This is a genomic window from Actinocatenispora comari, from assembly GCF_017312725.1.
Classification (GTDB): domain Bacteria; phylum Actinomycetota; class Actinomycetes; order Mycobacteriales; family Micromonosporaceae; genus Actinocatenispora; species Actinocatenispora comari.
In genome coordinates, this window is record NZ_BOPO01000123.1 from 1 (window position 1) to 25,413 (window position 25,413).

A 25,413-nucleotide genomic window follows, 5' to 3' on the forward strand; every position below is an offset into this window, starting at 1 on the left:
CGCTGCGTACCCGGCGGCGCCGGCACCGGGCGCGCCGGCTGGTGCGCAAGGCGGTACGGCGGGAGGCTCGCGGCTCGGCGAACCGGCGGGGCGCCAAGGCGCGCGGCCGGCAGGCGAGCCGGCTGACCCGCCGGTTGCAGCGGGCGCAGGGCTGGATCGCGATCACCGCGGCGACCGCGCCCGACCAACTGCCGGCGCTGCGGACCCGGATCACCAGCCTGCGCATCGATCTCGCCCGGTTGGGCGTCGCGCCCGGCGCCAGCGGTACCGAGCGGCGCCGCCGGCACCGCCGCGCCGACCGACAACGCGCCCGCCGCGACGTCAACCGGCAGCGCGAGCAACGCGGTACCGACTGGCAGGGCGACGCCCGGCTGCGGGAGCCGTCCGGCACCGACGCGGCGAACACCGAGCGCGGGGAGCGGTAGCCGGTCGTCGCCGGGTGCGATCAGATCTGCAGCCGGCGGACCGTGACCAGTCCGCCGGCGAGCAGCAGCGCGGCCAGGCCGGCGAGGATCGCGGCGATCGGGCTGGTGGCGAGCAGGTGACCGAGGCGCAGCCAGTTGTGCGTCCAGGTGACGACCGCGGCGAGCAGGGTGAGCAGGACGCCCTGCGCGGCACCGAACACCACGGTGCCGATCAGGCCGGCCCGGCGGTGGACCAGGCCGTACCACATGCCGTAGGCGAACACGAGCACGAACGCGGCGGAGGCGGTCAGCCAGGTCTGCCACCAGGCTCCGTCCAGCACACCGGGCGCCCGGAAGTACGCCATTCGGATGCCCCAGCCGCCGGTGCCGCGCTCGACGAGCTGGCCGATGGTGACGACGGTACCGAAGCAGCCGGCCAGCCCGGCGGCCAGCGCGCTGGCGCCGAGGAAGTAGGTGCGGCGGCTGACGCCGAGTGCCAGGCCGAACGGCAGGGCTCGGGCGACCGTCTGGATGCCGAGAACGAACACCACGGCGAACGCGGCGAGCAGGCCGCCCACCCAGCGCTGCGCGGAGTGGTCGTCGGGGACGAGTTGGAGGATGACGACGTCGAGGCCGAAGGCGAACGCGGCCCACAGCCAGGGCAGTGCCAGGTAGGTGACGCGATCCAGCAGCAGGTAGCGGGCCACGGTGAGGATCGGCGGAACACGCGGTGCGGCGGTGGTGGTCACGATGCCCCCGTCGGGATGAGGGTGGCGCCCGCCGCGGAGTCCACGGCGTGCATGGCCAGCTGTTGCAGGGTGAGGTAGTCGACGTCGAGGTGCAGGTGCTCGGCGAGCTGCCGGTCACGCTGGTCGAGCCGGCCGGCCATCACCACGGTGGTCCGCGCACCGAGGGCACGCCGGCTCAGGGTCGCGCGGTCGGCGACGAAGCGGTCGACGTCGGCGGTGCGGCCGGTGACCGTGACCGCGTTGCCGCGCAGGTCGTCGGTGAGCGCGTCGATCACCAGCCGGCCGTGGTCGATGACCAGGACCCGTTCCAGCAGGTCGGCGACCTCGTCGATGAGGTGCGTCGAGAGCACGATGCAGCGCGGATGCGCGGTGTAGTCGGCCAGCAGGTGCTGGTAGAACATGTCCCGCACGACGGCGTCGAGACCGGCGACCGGCTCGTCCAGCAGGGTCACCTCGGCGTGCGCGGCGAGGCCGAGCACGATGCCCAGCGCGGCGCGCATGCCGCGGGACAGCTTCTTGATGCTGCGCCGCACCGGCAGCTCGTACGCGTCGAGCAGGGTCGCGGCGAGCGCGGCGTCCCAGTTCGGGTGGAACAGCGCGGCCGCGGCGAGCGCCTGCTCGATCTTCAGGTCCGGATAGGTCTGGTCCTCGCGGATCAGCACCATCCGGCGCAGCACCGCGTCCCGCTCCAGCGGCGGGGAGCCGAAGACCCGCACACTGCCGGTGCTGGCGAACCCCTGGCCGGTCAGGATGCGCAGCAGGGTGGTCTTGCCGGCGCCGTTGCGGCCCAGCAGACCGACGATCGACGGGCTCGGGATCTCGAAGCTGACCTCGGACAGCGCCTGGTGCCCGCCGCGTCCCGGGTATCGCAGGCCCAGGCCCGCCACCGCGATCGCCGGCGTCACGACGTGCTCCGGGCGGGTGCCGGGGCAGCCGCGGCGAGGTCGGCGAGCTCGTCCCGCACCAGCGCCAGCAACTCCTGCCGGCCGAGCCCGAGCCGGTGCGCCTCGGTCACCAGCGGCCGCACGTAGCTGTCGGCGAACTGGCGCCGGCGTACCCGCATCAGCCGCTCGCGCGCCCCGGCGGCCACGAACATGCCCACGCCGCGTCGCTTCTCCGCGATCCCCTCGTCGACCAGTACGGACAGGGCACGGGCGGCGGTGGCCGGGTTGACCCGGTGGAACGTCGCGAGCTCGTTGGTCGAGGGGATGCGCTCCCCCTCGGCGAGGGTGCCGTCGGCGACCTCGTCGGTCAGCCGGTCGGCGATCTGGGCGAAGATCGGTCCACTGTCTCTCACGCGTCACTCCCGCGGGGCAGAGCTGGATTGGTTCATTAGTTGAGTAGCATACCCCATAACCAGTGAGCCAGCGAACCGCCTTCCCGCGCCGGCAGGGCCCGGGCGTCTCGACGCAATCTCTACAACGTTGTACATTCCTGGCAGGACTTCTCGCCCCTCGGAGGTCGCCATGGTCCTGCCCTCGTCGTTTCCGTTGCGCCGCTGGTCGACCAGACGAGCGCTGGCGGCGGCCGCACTGGTCACGGTCGCGCTGGTGACCGGAGTGCTGCTGTCCCCCGCCGGCCACGCCGGCACGCCGCCCGCCGACTCGCCGCGCGCGACCGGCACGTTCGCCAACCCGATCCGGGGCACCACCAGCGATCCGTACCTCGTGCGCTGGAACGGGTACTACTACATGACCAGCACCGACGGCTGCGACGGCGGCTGGCTGTGCGTGTGGAAGTCGGCGACGCTGACCGGGTTCGGCAGTGCGGAGAAGCACGACGTGTGGCAGATCCCCAGCGGCGCACCGAACTCCGCCGAGGTGTGGGCGCCGGAGATCCACCGGATCGGCGGCGCGTTCTACATCTACTACACCGCCGGAGCCGGTGCCGCACACCGGATCTACGTGCTGCAGGCCGACGGCGCGGACCCGACCGGCGGCTACCACGAGGCGAACACCGGCGCGGCGCACGGCCAGCTCACCGAGCCGAGCGGACAGTGGGCGATCGACCCGGACGTGTTCACCGGCGCCGACGGCACGCTGTACCTGACCTGGTCGGGCTGGCGGTCCACATCGGACACCGCGCAGCGGATCTACGTCGCGCCGATGAGCGATCCGCTGCACGTGTCCGGCAACCGGGTGGAAATCTCCGCGCCGACCCGACCGTGGGAGACGGTCGGCAACCCCGACCAGCCGGACCAGTCGTCGGTCGGGTACTTCCCGGTGAACGAGGGGCCGGTCGGCTTCCGGCACGGCGGGAAGACCTACCTCACCTACTCGGCGAGCTTCTGCGGCACCCGCAGCTACGCGGTGGGGCTGCTCACCAACGGCAGCAACGACGTGCTGAACGCCGCGGCGTGGAGCAAGACCGGGCCGATCTTCAAGTACCACGGCGGGGTGATCGGATCGGCGTCGTTCCAACCGATCACGTCGGAGGACGGTACCGCCGACTGGTTCATCGTGCACGACAACACGACCGGCTGCGACCCGGGTCGTCGGCTGCGGGCGCAGCAGCTGTACTGGGATCCCCGGGACGGCTCACCGCTGCTCGGCTACCCGGTGAACGACGGCGTGCCGCTGCCGTTGCCCTCCGGTGAGCCGGGTTCGAGCCCGAACACCGACCCGTACGCCTCGGGCTGGGGCGACGCGTTCGGCGACGCGGCCGAGGGCGACACCACCGCGGGCCGGCGTACCGGAAGCTGGACGGTGACCGATCCGCACACCGCGGCGCTCACCTCGTTCGGCGGCACCGGCTGGACCCAGCTGTTCTACGCGGCGAACCCGAACTACGAGAACTTCACCATGTCCGCGGACGTCGCCTGGCACGGCACCGGCACCACCTCCGCGTACCCGAAGTACGGCATCTACGCCTCCTACGCCGATGCCGGCAACCACGTCGAGGTGTTCCTGGACCGGCAGTACGGCGTGCTCGCCACTCATGCGGTGGTGCAGGGCGTCGAGCAGCCGTGGCAGAACTCGCCGCTGCCCGCCGGGTTCGACCCGGCCGCGTACCACACGCTGAAGGTGGTGAAGTCGGGCGCGCACTACACGTTCTTCCTGGACGGCGCCCAGGCGCAGGACCGCACCTTCACCGGGGCGAGCTTCCCGGTGCTGCTCAACGGCCAGCCCGGGCTGGTCACCGAGGACACCACCGCGGCCTACCGCAACGTCACCGTCACCGCCACGTACTGAGCCGAGGGCTCAGGAACGGCAGAGGCAGAACTCGTTGCCCTCCGGGTCCTGCCACACCTGCCAGAGGTCCTCGTACAGCGGGCCGAGCGGGCTCGCGCCGAGCCGGGCGGCGCGGGCACCCGCCCGCTCGAAGTCGTCCGCGACGAGGTCGAGGTGGAGCCGGTTCTTCACCGTCCGGCGCTCCGGCACCCGCTGGAGCGCCAGGTCGGGGCCGAGACTGACCCAGTCCGGTTCGCGCCGGGTGACCGACCGGCCGAGCAGCGCCGCCCAGAACCCGGCCAGCAGGTCCAGATCGTTCGCGTCGATCACGACGCCGCCGATGCGCACCCGCGCGCCGTCGGCCGGTACCGCCCGTGCCTGGTCGTTGCTCATCCGTCCGCTCCGATCCGGCTCCCGGTGGTGGCAGTCGCGACGATCGCCGCCACCGCCCGGTCGGGATCCTCGGCGGCGATCGCGGTGCCGAGCCGCCGGGCCGCACGCGCGTACGCCGGTCCGGTCAGCACCCGACGCGCGCCGTCGGCCAACGCCGCCACCGATGCATCGGCCGGCAACACGATCCCGGCACCATGGTGGGAAACCCGGGCCGCCACGTCGTACTGGTCGCGGCCCATCGGCACGCACACCAGCGGTACGCCGGCCCGCAGGGCGGCGAGCACCGTGCCGTGCCCGGCGTGCGTGATCACCAGCTCGGCCCGGTCGAGTACCGCCGCGTGCGGCACGAACCGCTCCACCGCCACGTTGTCCGGCGGGTCCAGCCGGGCGGGATCGACGACCGGACCGACCGTGACCAACCCCCGTACCGGCAGCCGCTCGAGCGCCGCGACCAGCCGCCGCAACAGCGCGAGCTGGTCCTGTTCCTCGGTGCTCAGGCTGGCGAGCACCAGTGGCCGGTCACCGCGCGGCGGCCGCCAGTCGCCCGTACCGGTGGCGGAACCGAGCTGCGGGCCGACGTACTCGACGTGCGGCGGCGGCTGCACGGTGGGCAGCTCGAAGGCGCGGCTGGTGAGCACCAGTACCCGGTCGACGGCGAGGATCTGGTCGGTCACCGAGTCGACGGCGGGTAGCCGCACCGCGCGCCGCGCCGCGTTGATCCCGGTCAGCACCGTCGCCCAGTGCGGTTGCGCGGCGAGCGCGGACCCGGCGAGCCGGTCGGCGAGGTACACGGTCGGCATCAGGGCCGCGGAAGGCAGCCCGGCGACGGTCGCCGCGATCGGCGCGCCGTGGAGCAGGCAGTCGGCGACGACGATGTCCGCGCCGGACAGCAACCCGCCCGACGGCGGCGTCCGCGCACCGGCCGGGGCCCCGTCGGTGCCGCGCGAAGCGGTGCCGCGCGAAGCGGTGCCGCGCGAAGCGGTGCCGCGGCCGAGCAGTGCCGCGCACAGCGGGGTCGGCGCGAGGTCGGCGAGTGGGTGGAAGGGCAGGCCGGATGCCAGCGGGGCGATGCCCGGCGGCCCGGCGACCCGGACCCGGTGGCCGTGCGCGACCAGCCGGCGGGCGAGCCGCAGCTCGGCCGGGGCGGTGCCGCCGCCGTCTCGTACCACGAACAGTGCGTCGGTCATGGCGGATAGGCTGGCACTTGAACCGCGATTCAAGTCAAGGGGCGGATGATGGCCGAGCTGCTGGACATCGCCGAGGTGGCGCGACGCGGCGGGGTGTCCGCCTCGGCGTTGCGCTTCTACGAGCGCCGGGGGTTGATCGAGGCGGACGCGCGGCACGGGCTGCGCCGGGCGTACCGGCCGGAGGTGCTGACCCGGCTGGCCCGCATCCGGGCCGCCCAGACCGCCGGGTTCACGCTGCGGCAGATCGCCGAGATCCTCGCCGACCGGCCCGCCGACGCGGCGCTGCGCCGGCTGCTGCGCGAGCAGGCGGACAAGGTGGACGCGCAGATCGAGCGGCTGACCGAGATCCGGGACGGCCTGCGGCACGCGACGACCTGCCGGCACCAGCCGTTGAGCAGCTGCCCGCACTTCCTCGCCGCCGGCACCGACGCGAGCCGCTGACCCGAGCGTCGAGGCCGGCGGCGGGTCGTGAGCGCCGCCGGTGGCGAGCCCGGCACCGACGCTGACCGTACCGGCTCGACACGGTGTGCGACCACCGGTGCGCGGATGCCCGGTCGGTACTGCAACGAGCGGCGGCATGGTCTTTACAGGAAATGTACAACGATGTAAAAACATGGTCACCCGCTCCGGCTGGAGGCCGCCATGACCGTGTCGTACCCGCAGGGCACCTCCCGGCGCGCCGCTCTCGGCGCACTCGGGCTGGCCGGAGTCGGCGCGCTGACCGCCGGCTGCGGCAGCCCGATCGCCGCTGGGATCGCCGGCACCGGGCCGAATGCCACCTCGCTGACCTACTGGAACCTGTTCACCGGCGGCGACGGCATCAACATGGTCGCGATGACCGACCGGTTCCGGGCCGCGCACCCGAGCGTGCACGTCGACGCGGTCACCCTGGCCTGGGGTACGCCGTACTACACGAAGTTGGCGCTGGCCGTCATCGGTGACCGGCCGCCGGACGTGGCGATCACCCACCTGTCCCGGCTGCCCACGCTCGCCGAAGGAAACCTGGTCGAGCCGCTGCGCGCCGACGACCTGGCGGCGCACGGGCTGACCGGCGACCGGTTCACCGCGGCTGCCTGGCGCAAGGGGCAGGTCGGCGGGCAGCAGTACGCGGTCCCGCTGGACACCCACCCGTTCGTGATGTTCTACCGCACGGACGTGTGCAAGAAGGCCGGGTTGCTCGACGCGACCGGGAAGCTGAAGCCGATCGAGGGTACCGACGGGCTGGTCGCGGCGCTGTCGGCGTGCGCGAAGGTGACCGGCGGGTACGGCGGGGTGGTCAACGTCAACGCCGACCCGGCGACCTGCTGGCGCTGGTTCGACACGCTGTACGGGCAGCTCGGCGGCCAGGTGCTCGCCGACAACGGCACCCGCATCGTGCTCGACGACGCGAAGGCGGAGAAGGCGCTGTCGTTCGCCCGGGAACTCACCGTGCAGCGCAAGCTGATGCCGTCCAACATCGACGGTTCCGGGGTCACCCAGCTGTTCGCGTCCGGCAAGGTGGGGCTGCTGTTCGACGGCGAGTGGCAGATCCCCACGTACCAGGGTGCCAAGACGCCGTTCTCGGTGGCGCCGGTGCCGAACCTGTTCGGCGGCACGTACCACTGCTTCGCCGACTCGCACGCGCTGATCCTGCCGCGCAACGGCCGCCGCGACGCGCGGCGCCGGGACGAGAGCCTGACCCTGGTCCGCGGGCTGCTCGACAACAGCCTGGTCTGGGCCAAGGGCGGGCACATCCCGGCCTTCCGCGAGGTCCAGGACTCGGCCGCGTTCCGGAAGATGCAGCCGCAGGCGCAGTACGTGCCGGCGGCGAAGGCGGCGATATACGACCCGGCCGGCTGGTACTCCGGTGCCGGCTCCGACTTCGAGAACATCATGGGCTTCGCGGTGTCGGCCGTCGAGGCGGGGCAGCTGCATCCGGCCGCCGCGATCGCGCAGCTGCGCCAGAAACTGGCCGACTACGCGAGCAAGCCGGCCCCGGTGGGAGGGACGGGTTCATGAGCGGATCGCGGGTGCGTGCCCTGGCAGGGCGGCAACGCCCCGACGAAGGGCGAACGGGTCACGAGCGAGCGTCAGCGCGCGAGTCATGGGCATCGCGGGTTCGGTGCCTCGTGAGCGTTCCGACGAAGGAGGAAGGTTCATGAGTACTCCACCGAGGGAGGACCCGTCGTGACTTCCACCGTTGCGGCGCCGCCGGCCGGCGCGTTGCCCGGCGTCAAGGACGAGCCGCGCGCCGCCGGCGCGATCGGCCAGACCCGCGCCGGCTGGGGGCTGCTGACCCCGTTCCTGGTGCTGTACCTGGCATTCCTGATCGGCCCGGCGGTCTACGGGCTGGTGATGAGCTTCTTCGACGGCAGCTCGGTGCGGAGCGGGCTCGGCCCGTTCGCCGGGCTGGACAACTACACCGAGGCGCTGACCAGCGGCGACTTCTGGTCGTCGATGTGGCACACGGTGCTGTTCACCATCCTCACCACACCGCCGCTGGTGATCGTGGCGCTGCTGCTCGCGATGCTCACCGACCGGATCCGGCGCGGCAAGTGGTTCTTCCGGCTGGTGTTCTTCGCCCCGTACGTGATGCCGGTGACCTGCGTCGGTCTCGTCTTCACCTGGATGTACGTGCCGCAGACCGGGCTGTTCGCCTCCTGGCTGAGCGCGCTGGGGCTGCCGGCGCCGGCCTGGCTGGCCGACCCGAACTGGGCGATGATCGCCGTCGCGCTGATGACCGTGTGGTGGACGATCGGCTTCAACTTCGTGCTCTACCTGGCCGGCCTGCAGGACATCCCGCGCGAGCTGTACGAGGCGTCCGCGGTGGACGGCGCCGGCCCCGGCGCGCAGTGGTGGCGGATCACCGTACCGCTGCTGTCACGGACCACGGTGCTCGTCACGATGCTGCAGATCATCGCCTCGTTGAAGGTGTTCGACCAGATCTACCTGCTCACCGCCGGGGGTCCGAACTACTCGACCCGGCCGGTGATCGAGTACATCTACGACGTCGGGTTCACCGACTTCCGCACCGGTTACGGCGCTGCCGCCTCGATGCTGTACTTCGTCGTCATCCTCGCGGTGTCCGCAGTCTGGTTCGCGATCAGCCGCAGGAGGGCCTGACATGGCGACGCTGACCGTACCCGAGGCACCGACCCGCCGCGCGCCGGCCAAGGCGCCGACCGATCCCCGGCACCGCGCCTTCACCGTGCTGTGCGTGGTGGTACTGGTGATCCTCGCGGCGCTGTGGCTGGTGCCGATGCTGTGGGCGGTGGACACCTCGATCCGACCGGAGAGCGAGATCACCACCTCGCCGGCGACCTGGTGGACCAGCCACCCGAGCCTGGACGCCTACCGCCAGGTGCTGTCGGCCGGCCGGATGCCGGTGTGGTACCTGAACAGCTTCCTCGTCGCGCTGCTCACCGCGGTGTTCGCGGTGGTGGTGTGCTCGATGGCCGGCTTCGCGGTGGCCCGGGTGCGCTTCCGCGGCCGGCGGATCGTCACCGGGCTGGTGCTGGCCGGGCTGCTGATCCCGCCGCAGACGCTGATCATGCCGCAGTTCCAGGAGTTCGCCGGGCTGCACCTGCTCAACACGTACTGGGCGCTGATCCTGCCGTCGGTGCCCACCTCGGTGGCGGTGTTCGTGTTCGCGTCGTTCTTCTCCGGGCTGCCGGGCGAGCTGGCCGAGTCGGCGCGCATCGACGGCGCGGGCTGGTTCCGGGTGTACTCGCGGATCTTCCTGCCGCTGTGCAAACCGGCGGCGTCCGCGGTGTTCATCTTCACGTTCGTGTGGAGCTGGAACAACTTCCTGTGGCCGCTCTTGACGATGACCTCGACCGAGGTGATGACGATCCCGGTCGGCCTCAACGTCGTGCAGGACTCCTACGGCATCCGGTACGCGCAGGTGATGGCCTCCGCGGTGCTCGGCGCGCTGCCGCTGTTCGCGGTCTTCCTGATCTTCCAGCGCCGCATCGTCGAGGGCATCGCCAACACCGGCATCAAGTAGCGCCTCGTGGGGAGGGCGGGCGCCCTCCCCACGTCGCCGGGTCAGGCCCCGGTCTCGCTGGCCGCCGGCTGTTGCTGCGCGGCCCGCAGCCGGTCCATGTCGACGCCGGGCTTGACGGTCCGGTCGAAGCGGTAGACGCCGTTCTGCTCCTGGAACACGTCGGTCAGCTGGGTGTAGCAGTAGCCGAACATCCGCGGGTCGGCGAGCAGCGCGCCGACCAGTCCCTCGAACCGCTGGTGGAACTCCTCCACAGTGGACGGACGTTCGCCGTAGCCCCAGGAGTACTCGTCCTCGCCGGCGTCCGGGTTCCACCAGATGCCGCCGAACTCGCTGACGAAGTACGGCTGCCCCGCGTACGGCAGCGACCACGAGCCGGCCTGCTCGCCGCCCGGGTTGGTGTACGGGAAGCCGTCCACCACCTCGGCGGTGAACGTCGCCGGGTCCTGCGTGTAGTTGTGCGAGTCGTACACGTCGGCCGCCGGGACGCGGTGCGAGTAGCCGGAGGCGTCCAGCACCGGCCGGCTCGGGTCGGCGAGCTTGGTGGCGAGATACATCGCCCGGGTCACGTCGTCGAGCACCGTGATCCGATCCGTGCGGCGCTGCCAGGTCTCGTTCAGCGGGCACCAGCCGACGATCGACGGGTGCGAGTGGTCGCGCTCCAGCGCCTCCAGCCACTGCGCCACGTAGCTCGCGTCCGGCCGCTGGTTGTCGCCGTCCGGGCCGTAGCCGTTGCAGCCCCAGTCGCCGAACTCGCCCCACACCAGGTAGCCGAGCCGGTCGGCGTGGTAGAGGAACCGCTCCTCGAACACCTTCTGGTGCAGCCGGGCGCCGTTGAACCCGGCCGCCATCGACAGCTCGATGTCGCGGACCAGCGCCGCGTCGTCCGGCGCGGTGAGGATGCCGTCGGCGTAGTACCCCTGGTCGAGGACCAGCCGCTGGAACACCGGCGCGCCGTTGAGCCGTACCGCGGTGCCGTCGATCGACACCGACCGCAGCCCGGCGTAGCTGTCCGCGGTGTCGACGACCGCGCCGGCCGCGTCGAGCAGCTCCAACCGCAGCTGGTACAGGTGCGGGTCGCCCGGCTGCCACACCCGGCGCCGCTCTTCCGGTACGGCGAGCCGCAGCCGCGGCGCGAGATCCAGGTCGGCGGCGGCGTCGGCGAGGGCGACCGTCCCGTCGGCATCGGCCAGCGTGGCCCGCACCCGGTACCCGGACCGGTTCGCCGACAGCGGCAGCACGACCTCGAACGCGGAGCCGGCGAGGTCCGGGGTGATCCGGGGTCGGCGCAGGTGCACCTGCGGCACCGGTTCGAGCCAGACGGTCTGCCAGATGCCGGTGGTGCGGGTGTAGTCGCAGTCGTGGTTGGCGTACCGGGTGGACTGCTTGCCGCGCGCCTGCGGCCCGGTGCGCGGATCGCGGGCCCGGACCACGATCGTGGCGGTCTCCCCCGGCGTCGCCACGTCGGTGAGATCGACGGTGAAGCCGGTGAAGCCGCCGCGGTGCCGGCCGACCTCGGTGCCGTCGACCCAGACCGTGGCGTCGTGGTCGACGGCGCCGAAGTGCAGCAGGGTACGGCGGCCGGCCCAGTCGGCGGGCAGCTCGACGTCCCGGCGGTACCAGACGGCGGTGAGGAAATCGGTGTCGCCGACGCCGGACAGACTCGACTCGGGGCAGAACGGCACGGTGATCTCGCCGGCCAGCTCGCGGCCGACCAGGCCGCGCTCCAGGCCGCTGTCGCCGCGGTCCGTCTCGAACTGCCAGTTTCCGTTGAGGTTGAGCCAGTCCGCCCGGACGAACTGGGGCCGCGGATGTTCCGGGCGCGGTACGGGGTGGGGCACGGTGGCGCTCTCCTCGGCTGGTGTGCGGCAGGTCCGGGCAGTCTATTACATCGTTGTAAAGAGGTCCTGGCAGGAAGGCGTCGGATGCCCAGCGAGGCTCAGAGCGGGGCTGCCAAGGCGGAAGTGCGAGTGCATACCGGTGTTGTATGCGCTCGTGCCGACAACGCCGGCAGCGTCGTTCTGAGTCCGCTGGGCGCCGACAGTCCTTCCTGCCAGGACCTCTCCACTGCCAGCGGATCGCAGCTGTGACGAGCGGGATACCCTGCGGGGCAGGGTGGGGGTGAGATGGGGAGCAACCTGAAGGACGTGGCGGCACTCGCCGGCGTCTCGGTCAAGACCGTGTCCAACGTCGTCAACGGGTACGTGCACGTGTCCGCCACGACCCGGGAACGCGTTCAGGCCGCCATCGACGAGCTCGGCTACCGGCCCAACGCGACGGCGCGCAGCCTGCGCTCCGGGCGCAGCGGGGTGCTGGCGCTGGCCGTACCGGAGCTCGGCGTGCCGTACTTCGCCGAGCTCGCCAGCCTGGTGGTGGACGCCGCCGCGACCCACGGGTACACGGTGCTGATCGACCAGACCGCCGGCGCCAAGGACCGGGAACTGGTCGTGCTGGGCGGTATCCGGCACCACCTGGTCGACGGGGTGCTGTTCAGCCCGCTCGCGCTGGGCGTCGCCGAGCTGCGCCGGCGCACCGACGCGACGCCGATGGTGCTGCTCGGCGAGCGCGGCCTGCGCGGCCCGACCGATCACGTCGGCATCGACAACATCCGGGCCGCCCGGCAGGCCACCCGGCACCTCGCCGAGCGCGGCTGCCGGCGGATCGCCGCGATCGGCGTGCAGTCGGTCGGTACCGGCGCCACCGCCCGGCAGCGCTACGCCGGCTACCGCAAGGGGCTCGCCGACGCCGGGCTGGAGCTCGACCCGGCCCTGGTGCTGCCGGCGCCGCGGTTCCACCGCGCCGAGGGGTACGCGGCGATGGCCACCCTGCTGGAGCTGCCCGACCCGCCGGACGGGGTGTTCTGCTTCAACGACCTGCTCGCCCTCGGCGCGCTGCGCTGCCTGCACACCCGCGGCGTGCCGGTGCCCGAGCAGGTCGCGCTGATCGGGTTCGACGACGCCGAGGAGGGCTCCTACGCGACGCCGTCGCTGTCCACGATCGCGCCGGACAAGGCGGCCATCGCCACGACCGCGGTCGAGCTGCTGCTGTCCCGGATCCGCGCCGGCGAACCGCCGGACCGGCCGCGCCGGCTCACCGCCGGCTACGCCCTCGTCGCCCGCGAGTCCTCCGCCCGCTGATCGCCGGACGTCACGCGCCGGTGCTCCTCCGGCGGCGCAGGATCAGGGCGCGGCCGGCCAGCCCGACCGCGAACAGCAGCACGCCGGCCAGCACCGAGGGCCAGGGCAGCGTGACCACCAGCGTCAGGCAGCCGACCATGCCGAGCACCTGCAGCGCCCGCGGCCAGCGCCGGTCGGTGGCCGGTTGGGTGAACGCGGACGCGTTCGCGATGCCGTAGTAGACCAGCACACCGAAGGACGAGAAGCCGATCACGCCGCGCAGGTCGACGCCGAGTACCAGCAGCGACACCACCACCGCGAGCGCCAGCTCGGCATGGTGCGGCACCCGGTGGCGCGGGTGCACCGCGTCGAGCCACCGGGGCAGGTCGCCGTTGCGGGCCATGGCGAGGCTGGTCCGGCCGATGCCGGCGATCAGCGCCAGCAGCGCGCCGAGGCTCGCCAGTGCGGCACCGACCCGTACCACCGGGGACAGGCCGCCCGCGCCGGCGTCGGTGACCGCCTCGGCCAGCGGCGCGACGGCGGCGGCGAGCCGGTCGGGTCCGGCGGCGAGCAGCGCCGCAACGCCGACCACCGCGTACACCACGACGACGATGCCCAGCGCGGCCGGGATCGCGCGCGGGATCGTCCGGCGCGGATCGCGCACCTCCTCGCCCAGCGTGGCGATCCGGGCGTACCCGGCGAACGCGAAGAACAGCAGCCCGGCCGACTGCAGGATCCCGTACGGACCACCGACCGTCACCGCCGACCAGCCGCCCAGGTGCGCGGTCGACGCGCCGCCGCCCACGCCGACCCCGACCACCAGTACGGCCAGCGCCACCAGCGTCGCGGCCACCAGGATCCGGGTCAGCAGCGCGGTCTTCGTCACGCCCCGGTAGTTGACCGCGGCCAGCGCCAGCACCGCGACGACCGCCACCAGCCGCTGGATCAGCGCGTGCCCGGGGATCGCGTACGCGGCGAAGGTGAGCGCCATCGCCGCGCAGGACGCGGTCTTGCCGACCACGAACCCCCAGCCGGCGGTGAACCCGAACCAGTCGCCGAGCCGCTCCCGGCCGTACACGTAGGTGCCGCCGGAGGTCGGGTAGACGGCGGCCAGCTGCGCCGAGGAGGTGGCGTTGCAGTAGGCGATGGCAGCGGCGATCGCGAGCCCCACCAGCAACCCGGTGCCGGCGGCGCGGGCGGCCGGGCCGAACGCGGCGAACACGCCGGCGCCGATCATCGAGCCGAGCCCGATGACCACCGCGTCGCCGGTGCCCAGCCGGCGAGCCAACCGTGCGGGCGGATCCGTGGCGTCCGTGCCGCCATCGTACGGGTCGCCCGGCGCCTGGGCCGCCCCTTCGGTCAGCGCGCGACCGGGCGGCGGGACAGCCGGCCCGGCCACCAGCTCGCCCGGCCGAGGTCCAGGATCGCCGCCGGTACCAGCAGCGAGCGCACCAGGATGGTGTCCAGCAGGACGCCGAACGCGACCAGGAAAGCCACCTGCACCAGGAACAGGATCGGCAGCACCGCGAGCGCGGCGAAGGTCGCCGCGAGCACCACGCCGGCGGAGGTGATGACGCCGCCGGTGGCGCGCAGCGCGTGCAGCGTGCCGTCCCGGGTGCCCCGCCGTACCGACTCCTCCCGGACCCGGCTCATCAGGAAGATGTTGTAGTCCACCCCGAGCGCGACCAGGAACACGAACGCGAACAGCGGTACCGCCGGGTCCGCGCCGGGGAAGTCGAACAGGTGGTTGAACACCAGCGCGGCCACCCCGAGCGTGGCGGCGAACGACAGCACCACGCTCGCGATCAGCACCAGTGGCGCCACCACCGCCCGCAGCAGCAGGACCAGCACCACCAGCACGACCGCGAGCACCAGCGGGATGACCACCGTACGGTCGTGCTCGGAGGTGGCGTTGGTGTCGGCCTGGATCGCGGTGAACCCGCCGACCTTCGCGTCGGCACCCGGTACCGACGCGAGCCGGTCCCGCAGCCGGTGCACGGTGTCGATGGCGGCCGCCGAGTCGGGCGCGTCGGCGAGCGTCGCCTCCACCAGTACCCGGCCGTCGACCACCTTGGCCGGTCCGGCACCGGGCCGGCCGCCGGCGCCGACCACCGCCACCGACGTCGGCGCGACACCGGGCACCGACCGGGTCACCGCGACCACCCGGTCGGCGGCGCCGGCGCGGGCGGTGATCTGGGTCGGGTTGCCGGCGCCGGCCGGGAAGTGTTCGGCCAGCACCTGCTGCCCGGTCACCGAGTCCTCGGTGTGCAGGAACACGTCGGTCTGCTTGGTACCGCTGGCGTGCAGCTGCGGCAGGAACGCCACCGCGACGACCAGCAGCACGCCGCCGACCACCAGCCAGCAGCGTCGCGGGTACCGGCCGACGAACGCGGCGATGCGGCCCCACAGCCCCGCACCGCCCGACCCCGCACGGCCCCGGGTGCGGGACGTGCCGTACCGGGGGGCGAACGGCCAGAACGCGGCCCGGCCGAGCAGCAGCAGGCAGGCCGGCAGGAAGGTGAGCGCGGCGAGCAGCGAGGCGCCGATGCCGATCGCCGCCACCGGCCCGAGGTCGTGGGTGGACTTGAGGTTGGTGACGAGCAGGCAGAGCACGCCGAGGATCACCGTGCCGCCGCTCGCCGCGATCGGCTCCAGCGCCGCCCGGTACGCGGCGGTCAGGGCCCGGCGCCGATCCGCGTGCCGGTGCAGTTCCTCCCGGAACCGGGCGACGAGCAGCAGCCCGTAGTCGGTACAGGCGCCGATCACGAGGATGAACAGGATGCCCTGGCTCATCCCGCTCAGTTCCAGCACGTCGTGCCGGGCGAGCTGGTAGATGACCCCGCCGGCGGCGGCCAGCGCCAGCGTCGCGGTGGCCAGGACGACCACCGGCAGCAGCGGCGAGCGGTAGACCACGATCAGGATCAGGAACACCAGGACGCCGGTGACCAGCAGTAACCGCCCGTCGATGCCGGCGAACGCGGCGCCTAGGTCGGCCGACAGCCCGGCCGGCCCGGTCACGTGCGCCCTCAGGCCGGCGCCGTCCCGGGCGGTGTGCCGGATCGTGTCCACCGCGCCGGCCACGTCGCCGGCCGAGTCGAGCGGCACGACCAGCTGCGCCGCGCGGTGGTCGGCGCTGAGGAGCGGGCCGACGACCGCGCCGCGCAGGCCGGGCAGCCGGCCCAGCGACCTCGCGTCGGCGGCGACGCGCGCCCGCTGCGGGCCGGTCAGCGGCGCGGCCGCCGAGTACACCACGACGGCGGGCACGACGCCCGGCTCGGTGAACCGGGAGACCTGGTGCGCGACCTCGGTCGACTCCGACGAGGTGGGCAGGAACGAGGAGTTGTCGTTGGTCTGCACGTCGGCGAGCTTGCCGATGCTCGCGCCCTGCGGACCGGCGCCGACCAGCCAGAGCAACACCAGCAGCGCGGGCACCACCCACCACACCACCCGCCTGGCCGACACGGCCGGACCCCCTCGTCTCTCCGTCGTGTCGACGATCCTGGCACATCCGCGGCGTCCGGGCGCGCCCGAACGCCGACGGGGGCGAGGTGTCTCACCCGGCAGGCGAGATAACGTTCCGTGGTGGAAGTCGGGCGTATCGTGGTCTTCCACCGGTGCCGCTCGCCGTGGTACCGGCAGCCGGCGTCGGGGGGTAGCGCATGGCCGCACGGCCGGAGCTGACCTGGCGGCTGGCCGCCGGGTACTCGGCGTGGATGGTGGTGCTCGCCGCCGGATACTTCGCCCGCCCCGACTGGCACCTGGTCACCTGGGGGTTGATCGGCCTCACCTGCGTCGGCGGCATCATCGCCGGCATCGTGCTGTACCGACCGGCGCGGATCTGGCCGTGGCTGCTGCTGGCCGCCGCCAACCTGGCCTACAGCTCCGGCGACACCGTCTACAACGTGCTCACCACCTACTTCGGCGCGGTGAACCCCTACCCGTCCGCCGCCGACGTGCTGTACCTCGCCACCTATCCGCTGTTCGCGATCGGTCTCACCGGTTTCAACCGGTACCGCACCGGCCGCGACATGGGTGCGGTGATCGACGCGCTGATCGTCACCGGTGGCGTCGCCCTGCTGTCCTGGGTGTTCCTGATCCGTCCGTTGCGCGCCGAGGACGATCCGCTCAGCCGCATCGTCGGCATGGCGTACCCGCTGGGCGACGTGCTGATGCTGCTGATGCTGGCGCGGCTGGTGTTCTCCCCGGACGGCATCCGCAACCCGTCCGTACGGCTGCTGACCATCGGCACCGCCGGCATCCTCGGCTCCGACGTGGTGTACGGACTGCTGCAGCTCAACGGCCGCTGGGCGGTCGGCAGCGGCGTCGACATCGGCTGGCTGCTGTTCTACTGGGCCTGGGGGCTCGCCGCCCTGTGGCCGTCCATGGTGGGCCTCACCAGACCGTTGCCGCACAAACCGGCCGGCCTGCTCCCGCTGTACCGGCTGATCCTGATCAGCGCCGCGGCACTGATCCCGCCGGTGCTGTTGCTGGTCGAGGTGGTCATCCACGACCAGTCGTTCATCCGGGCCGGCATCGGCGCGACGATCGTGCTGTTCACGCTGGTCATCCTGCGGCTGGCCGGGGTGGTCCGGACGCATCGACGGGCGGTGGAACGCGAGCGTGCGCTGCGGGCCTCCGCCGCCGACCTGGTCGGCGCCCTGGACCACGGTCAGATCCGGGACCGGATGCAGCAGGCGGTCGGCCGGCTGGTACCCGCCGGCGTCCCGCACCGGACCCTCGCCGCGGTCGGCCGCGACGACCGGATGGTGGAGGTCACCGACGATCCGGAACCGCTGACCTGGCCACGCGGCAGCATCGCCGCCGTCCGGGAGGTGCGGCTCGGCGAGACACCGACGACCATCACGCCGGCCGCCGGGCTGCCGGCGCCGCTGGCCGACCGGTTCCGCGGCTCCGGCAGCGTACTGATCTGCGCGCTCGCCGCGCAACGCGTGTCGGCGACGCAGCCGGGCGGGGTGCTGATGGTCGGAGCGGACAAGGTGGCGCTCGCCGCGAGCCAGGACGCGCTGGAGACGCTCGCCGCGCAGATCGCGCTCGCGGTCGGCCGGGTCGATCTCGCCGAGGAGGTCGGCCGGCGCAAGAGCGAGGCGTACTTCCGGACCCTGGTGCACAACTCGTTCGACGTCATCCTGATCGTCGACGAGGGCGACATCGTGCGGTACGCGAGCCCGTCGGCGGCGGCGATGTTCGGCGAGCCGCCGCTGCCCGGGCAGCCGCTGCCGGAGCTGGTCGGGGGTACCGACCGGGGCCGGGTGGTGGCCTCGCTGGGCCGGATGCGCGCGTACGACTCGGCCGAGGGACACGAGGAGTGGCGGCTGTCGGCCGACAGCGACGGCGAGGTCTTCTGGGAGGTCCGCTACGCCAACCTGCGTTCCGATCCGACGGTCAAGGGGCTGGTGTTGACCCTGCGCGACGTCACCGCGCGTCGCCGGCTGGAGGCCGAGCTGCGGCACCGGGCGTTCCACGACCCGCTGACCGGCCTCGCGAACCGGCCGCTGTTCGCCGACCGGGTGGCGCACGCGCTGGCCCGCTCCCGGCGTACCGGCAAGCTCGCCGCGGTGATGTTCGTCGACCTGGACGACTTCAAGATCGTCAACGACACGCTGGGACACTCGGCCGGCGACGGGCTGCTGGTCGCGGTCGCCAACCGGCTCGCCGGTTCGGTCCGCAGCGCCGACACCGCGGCCCGACTGGGCGGCGACGAGTTCGCGCTGCTGCTGGAGGACGTCGACTCGGTGGCCGACCTGGAACGCATCGCCGCCGGGCTCACCGACACGCTGGCCCTGCCGTACACGCTGACCGACGGGACCACCCGGGCCACCGCCAGCGTCGGGATCGCCACCTCCGCCGAGTCCGGCGACGTGGACGAGATGCTGCGGCACGCCGACCTCGCGGTGTACGCGGCGAAGGCCGCCGGCCGCCGCCAGTGGTGCCGGTTCCAGCCGGAGCTGCACACCGGGATGCTGGAGAGCCGGGCGCTGTCCGCGCAGCTGGAGGAGGCGGTGCGCGGCGACGAGTTCCGGCTGAGCTACCAGCCGATCGTGGAACTGGCCGACGACCGGATCGTGGCGATGGAGGCGCTCGCCCGCTGGCCCACCCGGCGGCACGGCGTGGTGCTGCCGGAGCGGTTCATCACGCTGGCCGAGGAGACCGGGCACATCGTGCAGCTCGGCGCCTGGGTGCTGCAGCGCGCCACCGCCGACCTGGCCGGCTGGCGGCGCGCCGGCAACTGGCCGACCCCGCCGTACGTCAGCGTCAACGTCTCGGCCCGGCAGCTGCACGACGGCGGGTTCGTCGCCGGGGTCCGCGCGGCGCTGGACTCCGCGCAGCTGCCCGGCGAGGCGCTGGTACTGGAGCTGACCGAGAGCGTGCTGATGGGCCGGCACGACCAGGTCGAGGCCGACCTGCGCGCGTTGAAGGCGCTCGGGGTGCGGCTGGCCATCGACGACTTCGGCACCGGGTACTCCTCGCTGAGCTACCTGCGCGAGCTGCCGATCGACGTGATCAAGATCGACAAGTCGTTCGTCCGCGGGATCGCCCGCAACCAGCAGGATCTGCGCCTGATGGAGGGCATCATCCGGATCACCGACACGTTCGGGGTGCAGCTGATCGCCGAGGGCATCGAGACCGCGCAGCAGCGCGACCTGCTCATCGAGATCGGCTGCGGATTCGGCCAGGGGTACCTGTTCTCCAAGCCGGTGCCGCCGGGCGAGGCGCAGCGGCTGCTCGCCGCCTCCAACGACCGATGACCGACCCGACCCCCAGGAAGGACACCGCCATGGCCCTCCCCTCGACCCGCTGGCCGGACCTCGCCGAGCTGCAGCGGACCCACCCGATGTGCGACGCGGTGATCGACGAGATCGACGGCCGCCGGATCAGGATCGGCGACGACTGGCTGATCGACTTCGCCTCCTGCAACTACCTCGGCTTCGACCTGGAACCGGAGATCCAGGCCGCGATCGCACCGGCGGTGCGCCGCTGGGGCACCCACCCGAGCTGGTCCCGGCTGCTCGGCAGCCCGCGCCTGTACGTCGACGTCGAGGACCGGCTGACCGAGCTGCTGCACGCCCCCGACGTGCTCGCACTGCCCACCATCACGCTCATCCACGACGCGGTCGTACCGGCGCTGGCCGCCGGCGGCACCGTGTTCGTCGAGGCCCGCGGCCACCGTTCCCTCTACGACGCGGCGAAGGCGGCGACCACCACCGGCGCCACCCTGCAACGCTTCCGCGCCGAGGACCTGGACGGGCTGCGTACCGCACTGGCGCGGGCCGCGGCGCCGCGTCTGGTATGCCTGGACGGGGTCAACAGCATGACCGGCAACCTGCCGGACCTGGCGGACATCGCCGCGGTCTGCGCCCGCTACGACGCCACCTGCTACGTCGACGACGCGCACGGCTTCGGCGTGATCGGTGAGCGGCAGCCGGGCGAGACCAGCCCGTACGGGATGCGCGGCAACAGCGTGCTGCGCCACCTCGACGTGGGCTACGACCACGTGATCCTCGTCGGCGGCTGCTCGAAGGCGTACTCGTCGCTGCTGGCGTTCCTCGCGCTGCCCACGCCGGTCAAGGAGCACCTGAAGATCGCGGCCGCCCCGTACCTGTACTCCGGGCCGTCGCCGACCGCGTCGCTGGCGACCGTGCTCGCCGGGCTGGACGTCAACGAGCGGCGCGGCGACGCGCTGCGCGCCGACCTGTACCGGCGCACCGCCCGGGTGCTCGACACGGTACGGACGCTGGGGCTGGTCACGCCGAACCGCAGCGGGCTGCCGGTGATCGAGCTGCCGATCGGCGCCGCCGGGATCGCCGAGGTGGGCCAGTTCCTGTACGACCGCGGCATCTACGTCACGCTCGCGCCCTACCCGCTGGTACCGCGGGACGAGGTCGGCGTCCGCATCCAGGTCACCGCGGCCAACACCGACGCCGAGATCGACACGCTCAACGCCGTGCTGATCGAGCTGGCGGACCGCTTCAAGCTGCCCCGGGAGCAGGCATGACCGCGGAGCCACGGCGCAACGCCGACGCGGACTGGGACGCCTGGCCGGTCGAGCAGTACCTGGCCGAGAACTACCGCACCCTGCATCCCAGCGACGCGGCGGTGATCGCCGCGCATTCGGCGCTGTACCAACGGATCGAGCCCGGGTCGCTGCACCGCACGGTGGAGTTCGGCGCCGGGCCCAACCTGTACCCGCTGCTGCTGGCCGCGGCGGCGAGCCGGCACATCGACGCGGTCGAGCCGGGCGCCGCCGGGGTGGCGTACCTGCGGCGTGCCCTGGCGGACGGACCGGAGCCGAGCTGGCAGCCGTTCTACGCGGAGTGCCGGCGGCTCGACCCGGCGCTGCCGGCGACCATGCGGGAGGCACTGTCGGTGGTGCACGTGCACCGCGCGCCGCTGACCGCGCCGCCGGCCCCGCCGTACGACCTGGCGTCGATGCACTTCGTCGCGGAGAGCGTGACCGCCGAGCCGGCCGAGTTCCGGTCGCTGTGCGACAGCTACGTCGCCGCGGTACGCCCGGGCGGGTACCTGGTGGCGGCGTTCATGGCCGGGATGCCGACGTACCGGCTGGGCGACGGATCGGTCTGGCCCGGGCTGCCGGTCACCGCCGAGACGCTGCACGAGGTGTTCGAGCCGCTGGTCGACGACCTGCAGATCACCGCCGTCGGGCGCGACGACACCCTGCCGGCCTACGGTGACGAGGGCATGCTCGTCCTGCACGCCCGCCGCCGCTGACCCTGCCGGCCACCACCGCGGCGGCGCACCGATTGCGCCGCCCGGCGATCATGGATGGCGTGCCCGCCCGCCGCCGCTGGTTCGTCGTCTCCGTCGTCCTCGCCGCCACGTCGATCGGGCTCTACCTGCTCGGCGGCTACCTCTACCGGCGCGGGCTGAGCCAGGCCGACCAGCTGGCCAGCGTCGGCGCGTTCTTCCTGGCGCTGCTCGCGTTGCTCGGCCCGCTGGTGCTGCGACTGGTGGGCTGGACTCGCCGCCCGCCGCCGCTCACCGACGTCGACGTGCCCGCCATCCTCGACCAGCTGGCCGCCGACCTGGACGCCCGCTGGGCGGGCGAGGAACGCATTCGCCGCATCCACGACCCGGCACCGCTCACGGTGCGCTGGCGGCGCACCGATGGTGCCGACCACGCCGGCTCGCTCGCCGAGGAGTACCTGCGCGCCGAACCGGCCCGGCTGGTCGTGCTCGGTGCGCCGGGAGCGGGCAAGAGCGTCCTGGTGATCCGCCTGCTGCGGGAGCTGCTGGCCCGCCGACCGGGCGGCCGGGTGCCGGTGATCGTCCCGGCGACCGGCTGGGACACCGGATCCGAGCTGGACGAGTGGCTGGCGGCGGAACTGGGCCGCGGGCACCCCGGGCTGTCCCGGCCGGTCCGCACCGCGACCGGCACCCGTACGACGGTCGCCGCGATGCTGGTGACCGGCGGCCACGTCCTGCCGATCATCGACGGGCTGGACGAGGTACCGCCGACCCGACACCCGACGCTGATCGCCCGGATCAACGACGCCGGCTCCACCACGCCGCTGGTGGTCACCTGCCGCACCGAGCAGTACCGGGTCGCGATCGAGCACGGCGGGCGGCCGATCGGCCGGGCCACCGAGGTCGAGCTGCGCCCGGTCGACCCGGACCAGCAGCGCGCCTACCTGTCCGAGGCGACGGCGGTGGTACCGGCGGACCGGTGGTCGGCGGTGTTCGATCGGCTGCGGGACGAACCCGACGGTCCGCTCGCCCGGGCGCTCAGCACCCCGCTGATGCTCTGGCTGGCCCGCACCGCGTACGAGTCGCCGGCCAGCTCGCCGAGTGTCCTGGCCGACCGGGACGCGCTGCCGGACCGGGACGGCATCGAGGGCCACCTGCTCGACACGTTCGTCGCCGCCGCGTATCGCTCCGGCACACCGCGGGCGTGGCCACCGGGCCGGATCGGTCGCTGGCTCGGGTTCCTCGCCACCCAGGCCGACGGCGCGCGTACCGGTGGGCTCACCTGGTGGCAGCTGCGGCGCGGCATGCCCGCCGGCCGGATGCTGTGGCGGGCGATCCGGTTCGGTCTCGCGGCCGGCCTGGTGTGGGGGTTGGCCGGGCTGCTGACCGGCATCGTCGACGCTGCCGCGCGGGGACGCCCGGGCACGGCGCTCGGCGCGCTGCTGGGCGGCCCGCTGGGTACGCCGTTGCGGGCGGAGCTGGCGCTGCTCACCGCGGGAAGCAGCGAGCGGTACGCGGATCGCGGCTGGGCATGGACCACCGTGCAGCTGCGCAGCGCCCCGGTACTCGCCGTCGTCCTGCTGGCCGCCTTCGTCGCGGTCATGGTCGAGCTGGTGGCGGAGGATGCCGAGCCGGTGCCGCGGCAGCTGCGGTGCTCGGCCGCCCGGGTACCGGAACGGTGGCTGTCCGGTGTCGTCGGCTCCGTGTTCCTGGTGACGGGCCCACCGTTCCTGGCGCTGATGCTGTACGAGCCGCAGACGGCGGCTGCACTCGTCGCCGCGACCCTGGCGCACGGGCCTGGCATCGCCGGTGCGACCGTCCTGCTGGGACTGCTCGCGCCGCTCGGGCTCCGGCGGCCGGGCCGGTTCGTGCTCGCGCCGGCCGACGACCGGGCCGCCGACCCGCTGGCGGTGGCGCGGGCCGATCGGCGCGCCGACCTCGCCGACTCGGTGCTCGGTGCGATCGCGCTGGTCGGCCTCACCGCACTGTACGCGGGGCCGATCGTCGTGCTGTTCGTCGCCGGTTACACCGCGGTCATGCTGCCGTTGCGGCTCCTGCTGGGCGGCTCGTCCTCCGCGCCGTCCCAGGCGTACCTGTCGGCCCGGCTGTGGCTCGCCCTGCGCGGGCGGCTGCCGTGGCGCACGCTCGACTTCCTGTCCGACGCGCACCGCCGCGGCGTGCTGCGCCAGGTCGGCACCGAGTACCAGTTCCGGCACGAGCGGCTGCGCGTCCGGCTGCGGGACGACTACCAGCGGTCCCGCTGGTACGAGCGGGTCGTCCCGGCGGCACTGGCCGCGGTGCCGCCGCGGTGGGCGTGGGCGGCGACGGCCGCCCGGCGGTGGGCGGCGGCACCGGCGGCGCAGCGCGAGGCGTACCAGCGGTTCCTCGCCGCGTCGTCGGCGCGCCCGGGCTGGCCGGTCGGGTGGCCGGCGCGCCCGGACGACGCGGACGACGACTTCTGGGGCTCGCTCACCGTCGACACGGCGACGCTCACCGAGCGCGCGGTCGCCGCCGCCCGACACCGGAGCCGCTCGCCGGGGTCGTGGCAGGCGGGCCGGAGCGACCGGTGACGGCGGCGGTCAGCCGGGCAGCAGCGCGACCTTGCCGCGGTGGCCGGTGTCGGCGACGCGGTAGGCGGTGGCGGCGTCGGCGAGGTCGAACCGGTCGGTGACCACGACCTCGGGGTGCAGCCGCCAGCGGGCCAGCCGGTCGAGCAGCTCGGCCATCCGGTACGTGCTGGTCACCCAGGACCCGTGCACGGTCAGCTGCCGGTGCAGCAGCAGCGGGCTCGCCTCGACGTCGAGCCGGGCGCCCTCGCCGAGCAGGACGACCCGTCCGCGGCGGGCGGTGCCGCGGACCGCGAGGGTGCGGCCGGCGGTGGCACCGGAGCAGTCCACCGCCACCTCGCAGCCCGCTCCCCCGGTCAGCTCCGCGATCGCGGTGTCCGCCGCATCGACGGTCACCGCGTGGTCGATCGCACCCAGCTCCAGGGCGGCGGAGAGCCGGCGTTCGTCGACGTCGACGCCGATCCGCAGCGGCGCACCGAGCCGGCCGCCGAGCAGCCCGACCGCCTGCCCCACCGGGCCGAGCCCGACCACCAGCAACCGGTCCGCACCGCAGACCGCGGCGCGGCACAGCCCCTCGTACGCGGTGCCGAAACCGCACGCGACGCAGGCACCGTCCACCATGGACAGTTCCGGGGGCAGCGGCAGGCAGTCGCGCGCCTGTGCCAGCAGGAACTGCGCGTGCCCGCCGTCGCGCTGCCAGCCGTACGCGGCGCGCTCCGGCGAGGTGCAGCTGATCTGGTACCCGAGCCGGCAGTCGGCGCACCGCCCGCACCCGCTGATGTGGTAGACCACCACCCGGTCGTCCACCGCCAGCCCGCGCACCTGCGGCCCGACCTCGACCACGGTGCCGGCCGGCTCGTGCCCGGCGATCACGTCCTGGTACGCCTCCGGGCCGGCGCCGAGGTGCTCCCGGTAGATGGCGCGCAGGTCGCTGCCGCAGATCGTGGAGGCGCCCACCCGCAGCAGCACCTGACCCGGCCCGGGCACCGGTACCGGCACCGAAGCGAGACGCACGGTGCTCCCGCCCGGCAGGTACACCCCGGTCATCGTCTCGCCCATGCGCCCTCCCACCTCGCCGGCCCCGAGGGCCCGCATCCGTGCAGCCGCCACGGCCCTCCCAT

General features: G+C 73.5%; 20 protein-coding genes. 11 read left to right on the top strand and 9 right to left on the bottom strand.

Annotated features, from left to right (window positions below; all coding sequences use genetic code 11):
- Window positions 1-425: hypothetical protein (locus NUM_RS29080; RefSeq protein WP_207128154.1), on the top strand; the 425-nt coding region annotated here is incomplete at its 5' end.
- 20 nt (window positions 426-445) lie between these two features.
- Here the strand turns inward: NUM_RS29080 and NUM_RS29085 are convergent.
- From NUM_RS29085 to NUM_RS29095, 3 genes are read right to left on the bottom strand one after another with little or no spacing between them, the layout of a single operon-like run.
- A complete protein-coding gene (locus NUM_RS29085) occupies window positions 446-1,153 on the bottom strand; it encodes a hypothetical protein (protein WP_207128155.1) in 708 nt (235 codons plus the stop codon).
- A complete protein-coding gene (locus NUM_RS29090) occupies window positions 1,150-2,058 on the bottom strand; it encodes an ATP-binding cassette domain-containing protein (RefSeq protein WP_207128156.1) in 909 nt (302 codons plus the stop codon). The genes NUM_RS29085 and NUM_RS29090 overlap by 4 nt, the downstream gene beginning before the upstream one ends.
- Window positions 2,055-2,450 carry a GntR family transcriptional regulator gene (locus NUM_RS29095; RefSeq protein ID WP_207128157.1) on the bottom strand — a complete coding sequence of 132 codons (396 nt, stop codon included), beginning with the start codon at window positions 2,448-2,450 and terminating at the stop codon, window positions 2,055-2,057. The genes NUM_RS29090 and NUM_RS29095 overlap by 4 nt, the downstream gene beginning before the upstream one ends.
- Window positions 2,451-2,619: 169 nt before the next feature.
- Between NUM_RS29095 and NUM_RS29100 the strand changes: the two genes are divergently transcribed.
- Window positions 2,620-4,344 carry a glycoside hydrolase family 43 protein gene (locus NUM_RS29100; protein WP_207128158.1) on the top strand — a complete coding sequence of 575 codons (1,725 nt, stop codon included), beginning with the start codon at window positions 2,620-2,622 and terminating at the stop codon, window positions 4,342-4,344.
- A gap of 9 nt (window positions 4,345-4,353) precedes the next feature.
- On the opposite strand, the gene NUM_RS29105 is transcribed toward NUM_RS29100, so the two are convergent.
- A complete protein-coding gene (locus NUM_RS29105; RefSeq protein ID WP_207128159.1) occupies window positions 4,354-4,716 on the bottom strand; it encodes a VOC family protein in 363 nt (120 codons plus the stop codon).
- Window positions 4,713-5,903, bottom strand: coding sequence for a glycosyltransferase (locus tag NUM_RS29110; protein ID WP_207128160.1), 1,191 nt, complete (start codon window positions 5,901-5,903; stop codon window positions 4,713-4,715). Before NUM_RS29110 ends, NUM_RS29105 begins: the two co-directional genes overlap by 4 nt.
- 48 nt (window positions 5,904-5,951) lie before the next feature.
- Between NUM_RS29110 and NUM_RS29115 the strand changes: the two genes are divergently transcribed.
- The 4 genes from NUM_RS29115 (at window position 5,952) to NUM_RS29130 (ending at window position 9,888) form a co-directional block, all read left to right on the top strand.
- The gene (locus NUM_RS29115) at window positions 5,952-6,344 is read left to right on the top strand and encodes a MerR family transcriptional regulator (RefSeq protein ID WP_207128161.1); all 393 of its coding nucleotides are present in this window, start codon (window positions 5,952-5,954) and stop codon (window positions 6,342-6,344) included.
- Window positions 6,345-6,545: 201 nt separating this feature from the next.
- Complete coding sequence (locus NUM_RS29120; protein ID WP_207128162.1) at window positions 6,546-7,901, top strand: extracellular solute-binding protein; 1,356 nt, start codon at window positions 6,546-6,548, stop codon at window positions 7,899-7,901.
- Window positions 7,902-8,069: 168 nt separating this feature from the next.
- Window positions 8,070-9,005, top strand: a complete 936-nt coding sequence (locus NUM_RS29125) for a carbohydrate ABC transporter permease (RefSeq protein WP_225918925.1) — start codon at window positions 8,070-8,072, stop codon at window positions 9,003-9,005.
- A gap of 1 nt (window position 9,006) precedes the next feature.
- Window positions 9,007-9,888, top strand: coding sequence for a carbohydrate ABC transporter permease (locus NUM_RS29130; protein ID WP_207128163.1), 882 nt, complete (start codon window positions 9,007-9,009; stop codon window positions 9,886-9,888).
- Window positions 9,889-9,929: 41 nt separating this feature from the next.
- On the opposite strand, the gene NUM_RS29135 is transcribed toward NUM_RS29130, so the two are convergent.
- Window positions 9,930-11,726, bottom strand: a complete 1,797-nt coding sequence (locus tag NUM_RS29135) for a glycoside hydrolase family 2 protein (RefSeq protein WP_207128164.1) — start codon at window positions 11,724-11,726, stop codon at window positions 9,930-9,932.
- Window positions 11,727-12,011: 285 nt separating this feature from the next.
- On the opposite strand from NUM_RS29135, the gene NUM_RS29140 reads away from it, so the two are divergent.
- Complete coding sequence (locus NUM_RS29140) at window positions 12,012-13,022, top strand: LacI family DNA-binding transcriptional regulator (protein ID WP_207128165.1); 1,011 nt, start codon at window positions 12,012-12,014, stop codon at window positions 13,020-13,022.
- Between the two features lie 10 nt (window positions 13,023-13,032).
- Here NUM_RS29140 and NUM_RS29145 read toward each other — a convergent pair whose 3' ends face one another.
- On the bottom strand, window positions 13,033-14,289 hold the full coding sequence (locus NUM_RS29145) for an APC family permease (RefSeq protein ID WP_225918926.1): 1,257 nt from the start codon (window positions 14,287-14,289) through the stop codon (window positions 13,033-13,035).
- Window positions 14,290-14,360: 71 nt separating this feature from the next.
- Window positions 14,361-16,463 (bottom strand): MMPL family transporter, encoded by a 2,103-nt coding sequence (locus NUM_RS29150; protein ID WP_207128166.1) that lies wholly within the window; start codon window positions 16,461-16,463, stop codon window positions 14,361-14,363.
- Between the two features lie 197 nt (window positions 16,464-16,660).
- On the opposite strand from NUM_RS29150, the gene NUM_RS29155 reads away from it, so the two are divergent.
- Genes NUM_RS29155 through NUM_RS29170 form a run of 4 tightly spaced genes read left to right on the top strand, consistent with a single transcriptional unit; the run spans window position 16,661 to window position 24,295 of the window.
- On the top strand, window positions 16,661-19,768 hold the full coding sequence (locus NUM_RS29155) for a putative bifunctional diguanylate cyclase/phosphodiesterase (protein ID WP_207128167.1): 3,108 nt from the start codon (window positions 16,661-16,663) through the stop codon (window positions 19,766-19,768).
- A gap of 29 nt (window positions 19,769-19,797) precedes the next feature.
- A complete protein-coding gene (locus NUM_RS29160) occupies window positions 19,798-21,015 on the top strand; it encodes an aminotransferase class I/II-fold pyridoxal phosphate-dependent enzyme (RefSeq protein ID WP_207128168.1) in 1,218 nt (405 codons plus the stop codon).
- Window positions 21,012-21,749: a hypothetical protein gene (locus NUM_RS29165; protein ID WP_207128169.1), complete on the top strand. Its 738-nt coding sequence runs from the start codon at window positions 21,012-21,014 to the stop codon at window positions 21,747-21,749. The genes NUM_RS29160 and NUM_RS29165 overlap by 4 nt, the downstream gene beginning before the upstream one ends.
- Window positions 21,750-21,808: 59 nt before the next feature.
- Window positions 21,809-24,295 carry an NACHT domain-containing protein gene (locus tag NUM_RS29170; protein ID WP_207128170.1) on the top strand — a complete coding sequence of 829 codons (2,487 nt, stop codon included), beginning with the start codon at window positions 21,809-21,811 and terminating at the stop codon, window positions 24,293-24,295.
- 9 nt (window positions 24,296-24,304) lie between these two features.
- Here the strand turns inward: NUM_RS29170 and NUM_RS29175 are convergent, their stop codons facing one another.
- Window positions 24,305-25,351, bottom strand: coding sequence for a zinc-dependent alcohol dehydrogenase family protein (locus NUM_RS29175; RefSeq protein WP_207128171.1), 1,047 nt, complete (start codon window positions 25,349-25,351; stop codon window positions 24,305-24,307).
- Window positions 25,352-25,413 lie beyond the last annotated feature (62 nt).